This window comes from Velocimicrobium porci, assembly GCF_009696045.1.
Taxonomy (GTDB): domain Bacteria; phylum Bacillota; class Clostridia; order Lachnospirales; family Lachnospiraceae; genus Velocimicrobium; species Velocimicrobium porci.
The window spans coordinates 23,737-39,642 of sequence record NZ_VUMT01000022.1; the positions used below are offsets into that span (position 1 = coordinate 23,737).

Below are 15,906 nucleotides of genomic sequence, written 5' to 3' on the forward strand. Positions count from 1 at the left end.
TATGGCAGATGTAGCGAAAGTATATCCTGTATATGATAATAAATTTAAGATAGGGATAAAAGGATTAGATAGTACAGCGTCCGACATGGTTATAATCGCTAATGTAGAAAACTTTGCACCTAGTATTGATGGCGGTGTAGAGGAATGGAATGCGATGGAGCATGGTGGGTGGGGAGATGCAATGATGACAAGTAAGAAGTTATCATTCAGTTTTAGTGGTAAGAGAACTTATGGCGACCCAGGGAATGATTATGTGGCAGGACTAGCTTGGAAATCAGGAAATGATGTTGTTACAAAATTTGAATGGGAAATGCCAAGCGGTGCAAAAGTAGAATTTGATTGTATCGTAAATGTAACAACCCCAAGTGGTGGAGATAGTACTGCAATTGATGGATTAGAATTTGAAGTACATTGTAAGGGAAAACCAAAATATACGAAAGCTTTACCCTAATGAACCCACAGAAAGTGGGGAAGTGGAAACATTAAGTATAGCAAAGGAAGAAACACCTAAGGAATAATTCTTTAGGTGTTTTGTTGAATTGGAAAGGAAAATAAATATGAGTAAAGTAGTTGATATAACGGAACAGTTAAATTTTGAAGAAAATCCTAAGATTAAAATAGGTAAAAAAGAATATGAAGTAAATGCAGATGCTACGAGTATGTTGAAAGTGATGCAGTTATTAGGTGATGTAACAAATATTACACCAAAAGATATTGTTAGTGTTTATGAAATTTTATTTTCCAAAGAAGAAAGAGATAAAATTGATAAATTAAAATTAAAATTTGAAGATTTTACTACATTAGTAATGTCAGCAATTGAAGTTGTAACTGGTGAAAAACAGGGGGAGTAGAAGAGAAAGAATCTTACTACGATATATTTGAAGATTTTGATTTAATCGTGTCTTCTTTTCAGACGCAATATGGAATCCGAATATATTCACAAGATTTCAAGAAAATGCCTTGGAAAGAGTTTTCAGCATTGCTTAGCGGACTAGCACCGGAAACACCACTTGGAAGGGTTGTAGCAATTCGAGCAGAAACAAATAAGGAAGTGATTAAGAATTTCACTCCAGAACAGAAGAAAATAAACAAAGAGTATCAAAGAAGAATTGCGAATGGCATGAGCAAAGAAAAATATAAGCGAGAAATGGACAGATTGGAAAAAGAAATTGCAAGAATGTTCCAATAGTTATTTCTTTTTTACCCAATATCTGGTATAATAATTTATTATTACTAAAGTATGGAGGAGAAATAAAAATGAAAAAAACTATTGTAACTTTATTAATTGCTGTTTTACTTATTCCTTTATTTGTACCACAGCAAGCAGAGGCAAGTCAAAAAGATTCGCAAATAATTATGGATGCCTATAATTGGGTATGTGAAGATGTTTGGAATAATTATTTTTGTGATATGTATCATTATATCGAATCAGGAACGGGTTCATTAGGTCAAAAACTAAATGCTAAGAAATGTATAAAGAATGGGAAAAAAGTAGTAAAAAAGGTGGCTTATTATGATGCTCAAATGAAAAAATTAAGTAATACGAAAAAGAATAAAAAAGCAAAAGAAATTTGGAAAAAACTAAAAAAAGAGATAATTATGTTAGACAAACAATTACAAGAAAAGACTCCAAAGGCAAATGATGAATCTTATATTTTTAATACGGATAAGTTCCAAACTTATATGTATAAATTGCTAGATTATGTATATTAATTGGTAGAATGACCGCTTACTTAGATAGGCGGTTTTTTCATGCCTAAAATTAAGGGTAAAAGGTGATAACAATTGAGAAAATAAAATGTAATAAATGTGGAAAAACGTTATTATATGCGGAACATATAGAGGGTGAAATTAAATGTCCACGTTGCAAAGAAATAAACAGGATTAAAATAGAACGCAAAGGGAAGAGCCAATAAGCTACACCATAGAGTAGTAGCAAGTGCCTACTTTGGTATTAAAGGTAGGTGACTTTATGGGTGCCAGTGTTGGCGAAATAGATTTAGACTTACATGTCAACCGGAATGGTTTTGACAGAGAAATGCAAGGAATACAAGGACTTGCAAAGAAAGCAGGTGCTGCACTTGCTGGAGCATTTGCAGTTAAAAAACTTGTAGATTTTGGCAAGAGTTGTATCGAATTAGGAAGTGACTTAGAAGAAGTTCAAAATGTTGTTGATGTGACATTTCCTCATATGACTGCACAGGTAGACAAATTTGCAAAAGAAGCGGCAGCAAGTTTTGGATTATCTGAAACCATGGCAAAAAAGTTTACTGGAACTTTTGGAGCAATGGCAAAATCGTTTGGATTTTCGGAAAAGGCTGCTTATGATATGGGAAGCACATTGACCGGGTTAGCTGGAGATGTAGCTTCTTTTTACAATATATCTCAAGATGAGGCATATACAAAGTTAAAGTCGGTATTTACTGGTGAAACAGAAACATTAAAAGACCTTGGTATTGTAATGACTCAAAATGCTTTAGATGCTTATGCAATGGCAAATGGTTATGGGAAAGTTACAAAAGATATGTCTGAGGCGGAAAAAGTGGCATTAAGATACGCTTTTGTACAGTCTCAATTAACTGCTGCAACAGGTGATTTTGCTAGAACATCAGGAAGCTGGGCGAACCAGGTTCGATTATTAAGTCTGCAATTTGAATCGTTAAAAGCAACAATTGGACAAGGATTAATCAATTTGTTCACTCCAATTATTAAAGCAGTGAATGTTTTGCTAGGGAAATTAGCTACTTTGGCAAATGCTTTTAAGGCATTTACAGAACTTATTACCGGGAACCATGGAAGTGCATCATCTAATAATGGAATCCAAGAAACTGCAAATGCAGCAAATGAAGCACAACAAGGGTTAGGTGGAGCAACAGGGGCAGCCAATAATCTAAAAAAAGCAACAGATGGAGCAGGAAAGGCAGCAAAAAAAGCTGCCAAAGAAATGCAAGGTCTATCCGGGATTGATAAGCTTAATAATCTTACCACGACAGGCGATAAAGGTTCAGATGGTAGTGGTGGAAAAGGCTCAGGCAGTGGTGGAGTTGGTGGCTCTGCTGTTGATTATGGAAAGTTAAACGATGGCGAAAATGTTATAGACAAGCAAGTCAACAAGTTCCAAGCATTGATTAATCGAGTAAAAGAGTTAGCTGGATTATTTGCGAAAGGATTTAAAATTGGTCTTGGGGATACGTCTGTTTTACAAGATATACAGGATTCTTTAAACAGTATAAGAAATAGTATAGTAGAAATATTTTCAGATCCTAACGTATTAAAAGCAGGGAATCAATTTCTTAATTCTCTTTCCTTAAATATGGGGAAAGTTGCAGGTTCATTTGCTTCTGTCGGTTTGACAATTGCAGATAATATTCTAGGTGGAATGTCTAAATACTTAGAACAGAACAAAAATAGAATTAAAGGCTATCTTGTTTCTATGTTTGAGATTGGTTCGGAAACAGCAAATATTATCGGTGATTTTTCGGTTGTATTAGCTGATATTGCTACTGTGTTCCGCTCTGACACTGCTAAACAGATAACAGCGGATATTATTTCGATATTTTCAAATTCATTCATGGGAATATCGGAAATTTCTGCAAAAGGGACCAGAGATTTCTTAAAAGCAATTACTGACCCAATTGCAAAAAATAAAGACAAAATAAAAAACACAATCCAAGGCATGTTTGAAGCTGTTGAACCAGTTTTTAGGGCTTTAAGCGATATAGTAACCAAAACTTTTGAAAAGTGGAATGAAGTATATGATCAATATGTTTCTCCAGCATGGGAAAAGTTTTCGAGTGGATTGGACAAGATTCTTTCAATTACTTTGGACGCATTTAATAAATATCTATTACCACTATTCAAAAAGATTGGAAAAGAGTTTAAGCAATTAGCAGAAAAACATATCCAACCCCTTATAAACGCTTTTTTGGAACTTTGTGGGAAAGTAACAGAGGCAATTGCAACTTTATGGAATTTTCTTAGTCCGTTTGTTGGCTGGTTTATTGAAAAATTTATTGCTAAAATGGCCACAAAAATTGAATGGTTTTGGACAAAAGTAAAAGCAGTAGTTTCTATTATTTCGGATTTACTAAAGGGACTTTGTGATTATCTGAGTGGTTTTATTGATTTCATAACTGGCGTATTTACTGGTGACTGGGGTAGAGCGTGGGATGGAATAAAAGAAATGTATCGTTCTATTTGGGAAACGATGAAAAACATTGTTGGAGACGCTTTGACCTTTATTAAAGATACCATTATAACTGGCTTCAATGCTGTAAAAGCAGTTATAGAAGTTATTTGGGATGGAATAAAGCTGGTATTTTCAACAGTATGGGAGGAAATCAAGAGGATTTTTGAACCTGTTGGAGATTGGTTCAAAGGAAAATTTGTAGAAGCTTATAAAGGGATTACTACCGCTTTCCAAAACATAGGGGAATGGGCAAGTGATAGGTGGAAAGCAGTTACAAAAGTATTCCAAGACGTAAAGAATTGGTTTGGACAACGATTTAAAGATGCGTATACCAATCTTACAAATGCCTTTTCTGCAATTGGTACTTGGGCGAGTGAAAAATGGAGAAATGTAACAGATGTATTTAAGGGTGTAGGAGGATGGTTTCAAAAAAAGTTTGATGCTGCCTATAGAAAAGCAACAAAAGCTTTTTCCGGAACTGGAAAATTTTTTAGCGGTGTATGGAGCAATATAAAAGGAGCATTCGGAAATATTATTGATTGGTTTCGAGATAATTTCTCAAAAGCTTGGGAAGCTGTAAAAAAAGTTTTCTCTTCTGGAGGAAAAGTGTTTACTGGTATAAAGGAGGGAATTTTAAAAGGATTAAAAGATGTTATTAATGCCTTAATTGATGGAATCAATAGAGTTATATCAGTCCCATTTAAAGGAATTCAAACAGCATTAAATAAAGTGAAAGGGTTTGAAGTAGCTGGTGGTCATCCGTTTGGTGGACTTCCTACAATAGATACACCACAGATACCAAGACTTGCTCAAGGCGGTTTTGTGAAGAAAAATACTCCACAGCTTGCTCTTATTGGTGATAACAGGCATCAAGGAGAGGTAGTTGCTCCTGAAAATAAGTTACAAGACTTGTTGAACCAAGCAGTAAAACAGTCTAATAGTAGTGATGTATCTATGCTAGTACCTATGATGAAAGAAATGATAGGAATATTAAAAATGATATACGGAAAAGAGTACGTTGCATCAGTAAGTAGTAATGATGTGTACAAAGCATGGGAAACCGAAAAAAAGAAAGTGGAGAAACGAACAGGAAAATCCATATGGTAAGGTGATAAAATGGCAGATTATAAAGGATATTTAATGAAAGTGGAAGGGATTGGAATCGTCCCTTCTTACTTATTTACAGCTTATGAATCAAATCCGAATCAAGAAACAGACTTAAATTCTTATACAGATGGAAATGGCTTAACGCATAGAAATGTTTTGCCACATACAAAGTCGACTATAAAATTTACCACACATCCTAGAATGACATTAGATGAAAAAATTAAACTACAAAAATATTTTCCTAACCGAAAAAAAGTGGTAGTTGAGTATTGGAATGATGAGTATAACAAGTATACAACGGGAAATTTTTATATTACTCCTGTTACATTCCCGGTTAAAGATTATGATAAAGAAACGATTTATTATGACAGCATTACTTATGAGTTGATTGAATATTAGGAGGGAGACCTGTGTTAAATGTAAGTGAAGAAGTAAAAAAACTATATAGGACAGACTATCTTCCTCAACGAGAGAAAAATGTTCATAAAGAACTTTTGATTGTTTTTCCAGAATTAAATTTAGTAATTGAAAATGATAGAATTTATGCGGAAAGCATGAAAATAACGGAAAGTCTTTGCAGCGAAGAAGATTTAACATTTGGATCATGTGAAGCAGCACAATTTGAAATTACGATAGCAAATGTTGGGGAAGAAATTAACGGAAAAGAATTTGTCGTTACTCAAATTTTAGATGAGAAATATACAATGCCATTAGGAACATATGTTGTCGATTCTGTTAAAAAGCGTGATGATTTATGGTTTAAGGATATTACTGCCTATGATAATATGCTTCAATTTGATATTGACGTAACAAGCTGGTACAACACGATTCAGTTACCGGCTAAATTAAAAGATTTTCGGCAAAGTTTATGTAACTATGTAGGTGTAAAGTTTGAAGAACAGGAACTTCCTAACGATGATTATATAATTACAAGAACATTGAATCCGCAAACACTAATAGCTAGAGATGTGATGAAAGCTATTGGCGAGATAAATGGGATGTTTGGACATATGACACGAGAAAATAAATTTAAATTCATAGATTTAAGTGGACTTGGTCTATATCCGTCTGAAACACTATATCCAGCAAATGATTTATTTCCAAGTGAACCGGGAGAGATAATGAGGAATGGAAGCTATAAGTCGATTTTTTATGAAGATTATTATGTAAAAGCAATTGATAGTCTTACCATTCGAAACGAAGAGGGAGATATTGGAATCACAGTAGGGGAAAAGACAGAAAATCCATATATAATACAAGGGAATTTTTTGGTGTATGGAAAATCAGCAGATGAATTAAGAAGAGTAGCAGAAAAAACTTTGTTAAGGATAAAAAATAAATATTATATACCACATACAACAACTATGATAGGACTTCCATATGTTGAAGTGGGAGATTCGGTGGCGATTATCAAAGAAACGGATACCATCGAATCCTTTGTATTTAAACGAACACTTACAGGGATTCAATCATTAACAGATGAAATTTCTGCCACTGGAAATGAAACGAGAGAAAATAAGGTTGCACTTTCTACTCAAATTGAACAGGTAGAGGGAAAAATAAGACGAGTTACCAATGATATAGATGAATTATCAAACGAAATGGTAGATAGTGTAAATGGTTTAGAAAGTAAAATTACTCAAACAGCTGAGCAATTTGAAAGTAATCTAAATGATACAAGAAATAACCTGCAGAGCCAAATCAGCCAAACAGCAGGAGAGATTGTCTTAAAAGTGGATTATAATGGAAAGCTAGTACAGGTAGAACTTGGTAATGATGCATCACTTGGAAGTATTCTTAAGCTCATGGCAGATAATATTAGCTTGGAGGGACTTACTACAATCAATGGCGGATTCAAGGTTCTACTAGATGGAACGATGGAAGCAGAAAATGGAATCATGAATCAATGCAAGTTCCGAGAAGGTATTTATTATAGAATCCAGTATAGCAATGGAATGGAGCAGGATATACCGATTATTTCTTCAGAAAACGGACAGATATTTTGGGGACTAAAAGGGGACGAAAATGTAGAGAATGTATTCCGGCGAATGACAAGGTTTGATGATACCGTTCATCTTAATGCACCACTGCTTTATAATGGTTCCTATATCGACCTTGATAAAGTAAAAAAATGTGTAACAGACGTAAAAGTGGGTTCGAATAATACAATTGTAGATGCCAGTATTTCATCTGATGGGGTCCTTCATATGACAACAGGTTTTCGTTGTACCTTTAGCGGGACCTCTTCTTCCAGTACTCCAAACGCAAGAGTATCTTCTGGAGGAAATGTGGCACAAACATCATCGTCATCCAGAAGATATAAAGAAAATATTAAACCATTACAGGATAAAGAATTAGATCCACATAAATTATATGAAATTCCAATCAGACAGTATACCTACAAAGAAGGTTACTTAAATCGTAAAGATGAGAGATACGGAAAAACGTTTCTTGGTTTTATAGCGGAGGAAGTAGAAGAAAGATTTCCACTTGCAGTTGACCACTTAGAAGATGGTAGACCTGAGATGTGGAATATTAATATATTGTTTCCGGCACTGGTAAAGCTTGTGCAGGAACAAAAAGAAGAAATAGACAAATTAAAAGAGCAGCTGAAACAGAAAGGAGTGATTGAGTGAATAAGGTCTATAATCGTATCAATTGGGAGAATCAGCCAAGTACTAATACTGCCTTGGGAGCTACGAATTTAAACAAGGTAGATTTGGCACTGGATACGATTGATAACCGGGTAATTGAATTAGATAATAGCAAATTAGCGGTATCAGTTGCCAATACAATGGTGAAATCATTTGAATTCAATGAAGATAGCGGAGTTATAACAGTTACCCTATTGAACGGAACAGTGTACACATGGGATTTGAACATTGAGAAAATTCCAATTAACTTATCGCTCACGCAAGAGGCTGTTCTTATCTTAGATACAGCAGATGGACAGCAATATACAGCAGACCTAAAGGGATTAATAGACACCTATCAATTCGATGATTCGGATACGATAGGTTTTTCTATGCAGTTAGATACGGATGGGAAACATGTTACTGGAACTTTGAAAAACGGAAGTGTAAAAGAAAAGCATTTAGACCCTAACTATCTGGCAGAAATTAATATGCAGGTCGCAAAGTCGGAGGGACAAGCAAATCTCTCCAAAGATTATGCTGATTTGTCGAAGCGATATGCAGTTGGTGGAGTGATACAGGAAGATTCCGAAGATAATGCAAAATATTATGCAGAGCAATGTAAGAAATACAAGGATATAGTACAAGAAACCGCAAACATCAACTACCCAAACTTATATATAGAACCAACAACAGGACACCTAATATCAGTTGGCGGTAGTGGTATTACATTCCGTATCGAAAACGGGCATTTAATAAGCGAGGTGATAGCATAATGGCAGACTTAGGACAAGTCGTAGTTATGCCAAAAGGCAAATACGACCCAATCATGCAATATAATGCGTTGGATATGATTGAGCATAAAGGTAGCAGTTATATTGCAAAACAAACAACAGTAGGAAATGAGCCAAGTGAAACATCAGAATATTGGCAGTTATCGAGTAGAGGGATAGAGGGCTTAGCTAATAATCTCACTACAAAAGAATCTGGTAAATACGCATTAGATGCATCAATGGGAGAGTTGTTGGAGCGAAAGAAAGCTGACCGAACCACACAGCACCCAGTAATTCTCCTAGCCACAAATTGGACAGGTGAGTCAGCACCCTATACCTACACAATCGAGCTGGAAGAAGTAACAGCAGACAATACCATAACCCTTGTGCCGGCAGAGGATATTACAGCGGAGCAATACACGGCTCTCCAGTCCGCACAGATAGCAGATGCAGAGCAGACAGCAGGAACGCTTACCCTGCAAGCAAAAAATAAGCCGGCAATTGACATACCGATACTTGTGTTAATCGGAGATACCAGTGTACCGAGTGCCGGCGGAGGTGCTACGATACCATTAGTGAATCATCTATTAACAGAAAATTCAGGAGTCGGAGCATTAGACGCATATCAAGGAATGATACTGGACGGAAAAATTGCTTGCCTTAGTAACCCTAATCTGTTAATTAATCCAGATTTTCGGATTAATCAGAGAGGACAGACAGAGTACACGTCTGCTGGGTATACCGTGGATAGGTGGAGAATCTATGAGAACGGAAATATAACATCAGAAAATGGATATGTATTGCTCGGAGCAGGAAATGGTTTTGTACAATGTGTTGAATCTAATGACTTTTTAAACGGAAAAACAGTTACAATGTCAGCACTTACCAATCATGGTTTTGTAAGTGGGACATTGAAAGTTGCAAGTGAAGGTCATGAATATTTTACGGTGAATGATAGTGTACAGTTGTATCATCGAGGAAACGCATACGGGGTATATCCAGTAAAAGAAACGATAGTGTATTGGATGAAACTAGAAATCGGTTCCCTAGCAACCCCATTTGTGCCACCAGAACCGGCAATAGAGCTGTTGAAGTGTCAAAGGTATTATCAAAGGATTCCAACCAATGGGAAACAAGTATATAGATGTTCGGATGGTCGATTGTTTGTGAATTTTCAATTTAGCACGGAGATGAGAACGACCCCCAACATACAGGGTTTGCCAATAACATTACAGATGTTTAATGTAGTTGACAATGTAGTGCTTGTCGAAAAAAACTGGTATAACGTTCATTGCTCCAATTCGAAAGGTGTTTCCTTTTTAGCAATTAGATTTAGCGAGTTGGAAACGACTGGAACAGGGGTAATAGGATACTTAGATAACAATGCGGACTTTCTAGAAGCAGACGCAGAAATCTATTAACAAAGAAAGAAGGTGAAAGAAAATGCCAGTCAATATTCATTTTAACCGCTCACAAGGTGGTTATGAACTTGTAAATAACCTAGAAACAGAAATAGCCGGAGTAGCTGCACTAGATGCAGTACAGGGGAAGAAATTAAATGATAAGATAACCGAAGCACTAGGTGTACAAGCTTTAGAACATTTTACCAAATTCCTATCTGATATGTGGAAAGGAAGAATAACTTATCATCGAATTTTAGGAAGTATTCAAGGAGAGTATGACCCTCTTCCGGGAGACAATAGACCGTATCATTATAATGTAATTACATATGGGGAGAGGGCAAGATGTACGCAAATTGCGATACAAGCTTATTACAGCGATATATACCCAAACGGATATGATACAAAAGGATTCTATATTCGAACGCAGCATGACAACCTTGTATCGAAATGGACACGTATCATGACAAGTGATGACAGAGAAGTTCTGATACCACAAAAAGTACTACAGTTACAAAATGGTTTTGAATTTTGGGAAGACCCAAATTATGGAGTAATAGCCAGAACAGGGAACTTAGTACATGTCAATTTTCTGCTAAAAGGAGGAACAGGAACATCGGGAAGTACAATATGTAAATTGCCTTATATTCCGCTAAGCAATGAAATTCATTGTTTAAGTTTTAGAGATAAAATATTTGAAATAAGGACATTTAGGGATGGAATAATCAAGCTTGAAGGCGGTCTACCTTCCGAAGATACGAGTACTTGTTATTGCATCGAGTGTAATTATATATGTGTGTAAATAGAATGTAGAAAGGAAGAAAAACCATGACAAAAATTAAATTATTAGACAACACAACCTTAACATGCAAAGCAGTAGAAATCCAGAACGGGACATTAGTTTTGGAAACCACAACCGAGAAGACAGCGGAGGAATTACATAGAATATTCAGTAACAAGAGTAATCTGAATATTATCGAACTGCAAACAGAATCGGGAACAACCTTAGGAAGCAAGTACGGATTCGTGTGTTATGCCGGAATAACACTATTAGGAGATGGATCTAAGAAAATTGAGTTGATTCAGGAGAAAGACCCAACAGAACAGAGATTGACAAGAGCCGAAACCCAAGCCTTACAGGCAAGTATGGATTCGAACAAGGCGGTAGAACAGACGGATAAAGTAGTAAATCAAATCAAAGAATTACAAACTGGAATGGAACAGGCGGTGGCAGAACTAACTATGTCATTATCACAGACACAACCAGCAAATGAAGAAAAGGAAGAAGGTGAAGCAGATGTTCAATAAGAATAGTATTGTAGTTCGAATTTGGGTGGATCTAATCAAAAAAGGTACCTACAAAAAAGAACAGGTACCAAAGTTGCAAAATCTACAGGAAGTCGTATACAGCATATTAGAGGAAGAGCCGGCGGAGTAATCTGCTGGTTCTTTTAAAATTCGAAAAAGAGAGGAAAAGAAGATGGAAACAGTAATTAACAAAACAAATGTAATGTCGGGAGCAGTAGTTACCTTAGCCAGTTATATTTTGGGACCATATTGGTTTTTGTTTGGGATATTCCTAGCTCTAAATGTAATCGATTATGCAACAGGCTACATTAAAGCAAAATTCTACAATAAGAATGAGAGTTCCGCAGTAGGAGCAAAAGGAATTGTAAAGAAAGTGATGTATTGGCTGATTATCTTAATGGCATTTTTGATTAGTATTGCTTTTAAACAAATAGGCTCTATGTTTGGAATGGATTTAGGATTTGTCGTATTTTTAGGATATTTAACTCTTGCTACCTACATAGTGAATGAAACAAGAAGTATTATTGAAAATGCGTATGAAATGAATATGAAGGTACCGGAATGGCTCATTAAGGGACTGGATATTGTAGAAAGCAAAATCGATATCGAGGCGGAAAATAAAATGGAAAAGAAATAGCTTCACTTATGGAGGGAGTAAGTGGGTGTAGCAATCTTATTAAGGAATTTATTTGAATAAAATTAAACAAAATTGCAAAAAGTATTTCATTATAAAAAATTTTAGTGTATAATAATATAAATAAAAATTACCCAATTGGTAAAAAATAAAAAAAAGGAACATATACATAGTATAATGGAGATAGTATTTGCAAACAAGAAAATAAAAAAACAATGTGAAGATTTTAAACTTGCACAAAAAAATTTCAATAAAGAAGTAGCAGAAAAGTTATATAGTACCATTAACTATATAAATAATGCAGTTTCATTGCTAGATGTAAAAAATATGCCTACTTTTCATTTACACGCATTAAAGGGAGATAGAAAAGGGACATATTCAATTGATTTAGGAAGACGTTTGGGATATCGTTTGATAATAACACCATTGAATGATGAACATCAAGAATGGGATACAAACGATGAATATATAATTTATAATAGCACAAAAATTATCTTGGCTATGGAGGTGTCAAATCATTATGAGTAAAGTAGAATATAAAAATTTAGTAACTTTCCATCCAGGATATTATATCAAAGATATTATTAATGAGATGGAAATTTCACAAGATGAGTTTGCTACTAGAATGGGAGTATCGGGGAAAACATTAAGTCTTTTGGTAAATGGGAAAATATCATTATCTAATGAGATGGCATCACTGCTTTCAATTATGTTAGGAACGAGCGTGGATGTATGGTTGAATATGCAAAAAAAGTATGATGAAAAGATATTAGAAATGCAAAAAGAAAAAAGACTGGATGATGAAATTGAATTGGTTAGACAAATTGATTATAGTTATTTTACAAAATTGAATATATTACCCGAAACAAGAGATATAACAGAAAAAGTGAAAAATTTATGTTCTTTCCTTAAGGTATCTAGTTTGAATGTTTTGAGCGAAGAGGACTTTTTAGTAAATTACAGAACAGGAATAACAAATATAGAAAAAAAAAATATAATCAATTCAAGGATTTGGCTACAGACTGCTATAAATTTTGGAAAAAATATAGAAACAGAGCCTTTTAATGCAAAGAAATTAAAAGCCTATCTTCCAGAAATAAGAGAGATGACAGTAAAGTTGCCGCAAGACTTTATGCCTAGATTACGGGAGATTTTTAAGGAATGTGGAGTGTCGTTTGTGTTATTACCTTCTTTGAAAAATGCAGGGATTAATGGAGCTGTAAAGTGGGTTAACAATGAAAAAGTTATTTTAGCTATGAATAACAGGAGAACATATGCTGATACATTTTGGTTTTCGCTTTTCCATGAAATTAAACATGTTTTGCAACAAAAAATAAAGTTAACAATGATTAGTGGAAATGCAGATATAGTAAAAAGGCTAGATGATAGACTAGAACAAGAAGCTGATATATTTGCACAAGAACAGTTGATACCAAAGGAAGCATATGAAAAGTTTTTAGATAGAAGCAATTTTACAGCAGATTCAATAAAGGCTTTTGCAAACGAGTTAAAAATACAACCAGGTATTGTAGTAGGAAGGTTACAAAAGGAATCTTTTATAAACTATTATCAACATAATGACTTAAAACAAAAATATACAATTAAGGTAAAATAATAAATTGTACTTAAGACACTCTTCGGAGTGTCTTTTTTGATGGAAAGGAATGATAGTATGAAAATTAATGTACACGCTGGACACAATCCAGATGGAAAAATAGCTTGTGGAGCGGTGGGATTTATAAAGGAATCTACCGAAGCAAGAAAAGTAAAAAAGGAAGTAATAAGATTATTAAAACAGAAAGGACATACCGTATATGACTGTACGGTTGAGAATGGTACAAGTCAAGGTGATGTACTCCGAAAAATTGTAACAAAATGCAACGCCCATAAGGTAGATTTGGATGTGTCGATTCATTTCAATTGTGGAGTAAATGACAAAAAAGGAAATGGCAAGACAACAGGAACTGAAGTATATATTTATTCCAATTCGAGCAAAGCGAAACCATACGCAGAACGAATTGTTAAGCAGATAGCAAAGGTAGGATTTAAGAACCGTGGAGTTAAGACAAGTACAAGTTTATATGTACTAAAGAATACAAAAGCCCCATCACTTCTAATTGAGTGCTGCTTTGTGGATGATAAAGACGATGTGAAATTATATCAGTATAAACAAATGGCAAAGGCAATTGTTGATGGAATAATTGGTTGAAAAGTAAAAAAACTTATAGTATAATACAGTCAGATAGTGTTTATACACTTTCTACTCCCACCCTATTATACGCTTGAGCAAGCCCCTTAGAGTTATTCTTTGGGGCTTGTTTTTGATATAGAATTAGAAATGAGCTGATAATTCAGACTGTATTAAAGTATCTTAAAAAGAAAAGACCCCACAAAAATGTGAGGTCAAAAAATATAACTGCCTGTAATAAGGCTTTGTCTTCTATACTGCCAGCTTGTGGCGATGTTGTTTATATAATAACATTATTATATGCAATTGTCAATTTAAATACTCTATTTTATAAATAAATTTTTAATTTCATTATCAATTTTATCAAGAATATCTGCTGAAAGTTTTATACCACTTAAAATGTCATGATTTGTTTTTGGATTATATATTCTTATTTTGCTAATCGTAGTAATTTGGTTTGTTAGAACAATGCTTCCGGTTTTCATTTTTTTTATTTCATTTGTCATTGATTTGAATAATTCGGTTTCTTTTTCTAAATTAGCAAGTTCAATAGTTAGTTTTACGACAATTTCTTCCAAAGTTTTTTTTGAGGTTATATTATCTTTTTCCAAATCTGATAAGATAGCCTTGACTTCTTCTAATTTTTTATTAGAATATGTATAACATTTTGTTGCCTTTTCATTAAGCTTATTATATATTTCATTTCCGATGTATATTTCACCTTTTTTTAGATTATTTATATTTCTATTTGGTTTTAGCGATGTCAATGGAAGTATAGTAAGAACTGGACTATGAATGGAATTTTCTTTATCTAATACTATTGCATAATGTAATCCTCCTTCTTCACTGCCGATATTATAACCTAAATGAACTTTTATTATTTCTCCTCTTTTGTATCTTTTTAGGCTTGTTGGAGAAAAGGATTTTTCATAATTTAAAAATTTAATATAATCTTCTAGCCAATAAGAAAATTTGACAGCCTTTTTATTTAATTTTGGATTATTAGAAGATATTAGTGATTCAATATAAGACTCTAGTTTGCTTATTGCATTCTTTTTATGTTTCAGTAAGTATTTTTTGTCTGTTTGTGTATTCATAGGAAGTCCTCCAACTGTAATTATAATATATTAATACATAAATAGAATAAATATACAACTATTGTAACATTTTATATTAAATATTAAAAGCTAAAATTAGAAAAAGCAAGCCCCTTAGAGTTATTCTTTGGGGCTTGTTTTTTGCTCTTGTTCCCATTTTATTATTTCTTCGTATGGAGCAATATCTTCAACTCTACATCTCAATGCTTTTGCTATTTTTTTAGAAGTTGTAATTTTGCACTTGCATAGAGAACCGAAGTCAGATTCATATTTTTGTATTTGCTTTACAGAGATTTCAGTTTTTCTTGCTAGTTCTTCTTGGGTTAGCTTTCTTGCCTTTCTAATTTCTTTCATATATTTACTAATCATTCACAGCACCTCATTATTAGCATAGTTTTATTATACCATATTAGAATAATTTTGACTTCCGTTTGACTTCCGTAAAGAGCAAAAAGTGTATAAAACTGTATATAAATATAAGCACGTTAAAAATATACAAATACATTTAAAACCTGTAAATTACAGTGTTTTCAGATAGTTTTGAGTACAAAGCAATTATCCTTACAAAAATGTAAGC

Annotated in this window: 17 protein-coding genes and 1 pseudogene; 16 read left to right on the top strand and 2 right to left on the bottom strand. The window is 34.0% G+C overall.

The window, feature by feature from the left end:
* The first annotated feature begins 1 nt into the window (after position 1).
* From FYJ58_RS12150 to FYJ58_RS12220, 16 genes and pseudogenes are all read left to right on the top strand, one after another.
* Entirely contained in the window at positions 2-451 is a 450-nt protein-coding gene (locus FYJ58_RS12150) for a phage tail tube protein (protein WP_154519992.1), read from the top strand.
* Between the two features lie 106 nt (positions 452-557).
* On the top strand, positions 558-851 hold the full coding sequence (locus tag FYJ58_RS12155) for a hypothetical protein (protein WP_154519993.1): 294 nt from the start codon (positions 558-560) through the stop codon (positions 849-851).
* Between the two features lie 20 nt (positions 852-871).
* A pseudogene (locus FYJ58_RS12160) lies at positions 872-1,189 on the top strand (Gp15 family bacteriophage protein); the annotation flags it as partial.
* A gap of 68 nt (positions 1,190-1,257) precedes the next feature.
* Positions 1,258-1,713, top strand: a complete 456-nt coding sequence (locus tag FYJ58_RS12165) for a hypothetical protein (RefSeq protein ID WP_154519994.1) — start codon at positions 1,258-1,260, stop codon at positions 1,711-1,713.
* Positions 1,714-1,948: 235 nt separating this feature from the next.
* Entirely contained in the window at positions 1,949-5,296 is a 3,348-nt protein-coding gene (locus FYJ58_RS12170; protein WP_154519995.1) for a hypothetical protein, read from the top strand.
* 9 nt (positions 5,297-5,305) lie between these two features.
* Positions 5,306-5,695, top strand: coding sequence for a DUF6711 family protein (locus FYJ58_RS12175; protein ID WP_154519996.1), 390 nt, complete (start codon positions 5,306-5,308; stop codon positions 5,693-5,695).
* 11 nt (positions 5,696-5,706) lie between these two features.
* The gene (locus tag FYJ58_RS15190; protein ID WP_154519997.1) at positions 5,707-7,932 is read left to right on the top strand and encodes a tail fiber domain-containing protein; all 2,226 of its coding nucleotides are present in this window, start codon (positions 5,707-5,709) and stop codon (positions 7,930-7,932) included.
* Entirely contained in the window at positions 7,929-8,705 is a 777-nt protein-coding gene (locus tag FYJ58_RS12185; RefSeq protein ID WP_154519998.1) for a hypothetical protein, read from the top strand. Before FYJ58_RS15190 ends, FYJ58_RS12185 begins: the two co-directional genes overlap by 4 nt.
* Positions 8,705-10,123 (top strand): hypothetical protein, encoded by a 1,419-nt coding sequence (locus FYJ58_RS12190; RefSeq protein ID WP_154519999.1) that lies wholly within the window; start codon positions 8,705-8,707, stop codon positions 10,121-10,123. Before FYJ58_RS12185 ends, FYJ58_RS12190 begins: the two co-directional genes overlap by 1 nt.
* Positions 10,124-10,145: 22 nt before the next feature.
* The gene (locus FYJ58_RS12195) at positions 10,146-10,904 is read left to right on the top strand and encodes a hypothetical protein (RefSeq protein ID WP_154520000.1); all 759 of its coding nucleotides are present in this window, start codon (positions 10,146-10,148) and stop codon (positions 10,902-10,904) included.
* A 26-nt stretch (positions 10,905-10,930) separates the two neighbouring features.
* Positions 10,931-11,410 carry a hypothetical protein gene (locus FYJ58_RS12200; RefSeq protein WP_154518040.1) on the top strand — a complete coding sequence of 160 codons (480 nt, stop codon included), beginning with the start codon at positions 10,931-10,933 and terminating at the stop codon, positions 11,408-11,410.
* The gene (locus FYJ58_RS14795; protein WP_205839247.1) at positions 11,400-11,540 is read left to right on the top strand and encodes a hypothetical protein; all 141 of its coding nucleotides are present in this window, start codon (positions 11,400-11,402) and stop codon (positions 11,538-11,540) included. The genes FYJ58_RS12200 and FYJ58_RS14795 overlap by 11 nt, the downstream gene beginning before the upstream one ends.
* A 42-nt stretch (positions 11,541-11,582) precedes the next feature.
* Positions 11,583-12,047: a phage holin family protein gene (locus FYJ58_RS12205; protein ID WP_154520001.1), complete on the top strand. Its 465-nt coding sequence runs from the start codon at positions 11,583-11,585 to the stop codon at positions 12,045-12,047.
* Positions 12,048-12,221: 174 nt separating this feature from the next.
* The gene (locus FYJ58_RS12210) at positions 12,222-12,572 is read left to right on the top strand and encodes a type II toxin-antitoxin system RelE/ParE family toxin (RefSeq protein ID WP_154520002.1); all 351 of its coding nucleotides are present in this window, start codon (positions 12,222-12,224) and stop codon (positions 12,570-12,572) included.
* Positions 12,565-13,659, top strand: a complete 1,095-nt coding sequence (locus tag FYJ58_RS12215) for a HigA family addiction module antitoxin (RefSeq protein WP_154520003.1) — start codon at positions 12,565-12,567, stop codon at positions 13,657-13,659. Before FYJ58_RS12210 ends, FYJ58_RS12215 begins: the two co-directional genes overlap by 8 nt.
* A 57-nt stretch (positions 13,660-13,716) precedes the next feature.
* A complete protein-coding gene (locus tag FYJ58_RS12220) occupies positions 13,717-14,253 on the top strand; it encodes an N-acetylmuramoyl-L-alanine amidase (protein ID WP_205839248.1) in 537 nt (178 codons plus the stop codon).
* Between the two features lie 302 nt (positions 14,254-14,555).
* On the opposite strand, the gene FYJ58_RS12225 is transcribed toward FYJ58_RS12220, so the two are convergent.
* Together FYJ58_RS12225 and FYJ58_RS12230 are read right to left on the bottom strand one after the other, a co-directional pair.
* A complete protein-coding gene (locus FYJ58_RS12225; RefSeq protein ID WP_154520005.1) occupies positions 14,556-15,329 on the bottom strand; it encodes a type II toxin-antitoxin system PemK/MazF family toxin in 774 nt (257 codons plus the stop codon).
* A 120-nt stretch (positions 15,330-15,449) separates the two neighbouring features.
* On the bottom strand, positions 15,450-15,698 hold the full coding sequence (locus FYJ58_RS12230; protein ID WP_154520006.1) for a helix-turn-helix transcriptional regulator: 249 nt from the start codon (positions 15,696-15,698) through the stop codon (positions 15,450-15,452).
* Between the last annotated feature and the right edge of the window lie 208 nt (positions 15,699-15,906).

What these genes read in the sequence shown, in the direction of transcription:
- FYJ58_RS12150 (WP_154519992.1), top strand. Translation starts at nt 2, where the DNA reads ATGGCAGATGTAGCGAAAGTATATCCTGTATATGATAATAAATTTAAG.
- FYJ58_RS12155 (WP_154519993.1), top strand. Translation starts at nt 558, where the DNA reads ATGAGTAAAGTAGTTGATATAACGGAACAGTTAAATTTTGAAGAAAAT.
- FYJ58_RS12165 (WP_154519994.1), top strand. Translation starts at nt 1,258, where the DNA reads ATGAAAAAAACTATTGTAACTTTATTAATTGCTGTTTTACTTATTCCT.
- FYJ58_RS12175 (WP_154519996.1), top strand. Translation starts at nt 5,306, where the DNA reads ATGGCAGATTATAAAGGATATTTAATGAAAGTGGAAGGGATTGGAATC.
- FYJ58_RS12190 (WP_154519999.1), top strand. Translation starts at nt 8,705, where the DNA reads ATGGCAGACTTAGGACAAGTCGTAGTTATGCCAAAAGGCAAATACGAC.
- FYJ58_RS12195 (WP_154520000.1), top strand. Translation starts at nt 10,146, where the DNA reads ATGCCAGTCAATATTCATTTTAACCGCTCACAAGGTGGTTATGAACTT.
- FYJ58_RS12200 (WP_154518040.1), top strand. Translation starts at nt 10,931, where the DNA reads ATGACAAAAATTAAATTATTAGACAACACAACCTTAACATGCAAAGCA.
- FYJ58_RS14795 (WP_205839247.1), top strand. Translation starts at nt 11,400, where the DNA reads ATGTTCAATAAGAATAGTATTGTAGTTCGAATTTGGGTGGATCTAATC.
- FYJ58_RS12205 (WP_154520001.1), top strand. Translation starts at nt 11,583, where the DNA reads ATGGAAACAGTAATTAACAAAACAAATGTAATGTCGGGAGCAGTAGTT.
- FYJ58_RS12210 (WP_154520002.1), top strand. Translation starts at nt 12,222, where the DNA reads ATGGAGATAGTATTTGCAAACAAGAAAATAAAAAAACAATGTGAAGAT.
- FYJ58_RS12215 (WP_154520003.1), top strand. Translation starts at nt 12,565, where the DNA reads ATGAGTAAAGTAGAATATAAAAATTTAGTAACTTTCCATCCAGGATAT.
- FYJ58_RS12220 (WP_205839248.1), top strand. Translation starts at nt 13,717, where the DNA reads ATGAAAATTAATGTACACGCTGGACACAATCCAGATGGAAAAATAGCT.
- FYJ58_RS12225 (WP_154520005.1), bottom strand. Translation starts at nt 15,329, where the DNA reads ATGAATACACAAACAGACAAAAAATACTTACTGAAACATAAAAAGAAT.
- FYJ58_RS12230 (WP_154520006.1), bottom strand. Translation starts at nt 15,698, where the DNA reads ATGATTAGTAAATATATGAAAGAAATTAGAAAGGCAAGAAAGCTAACC.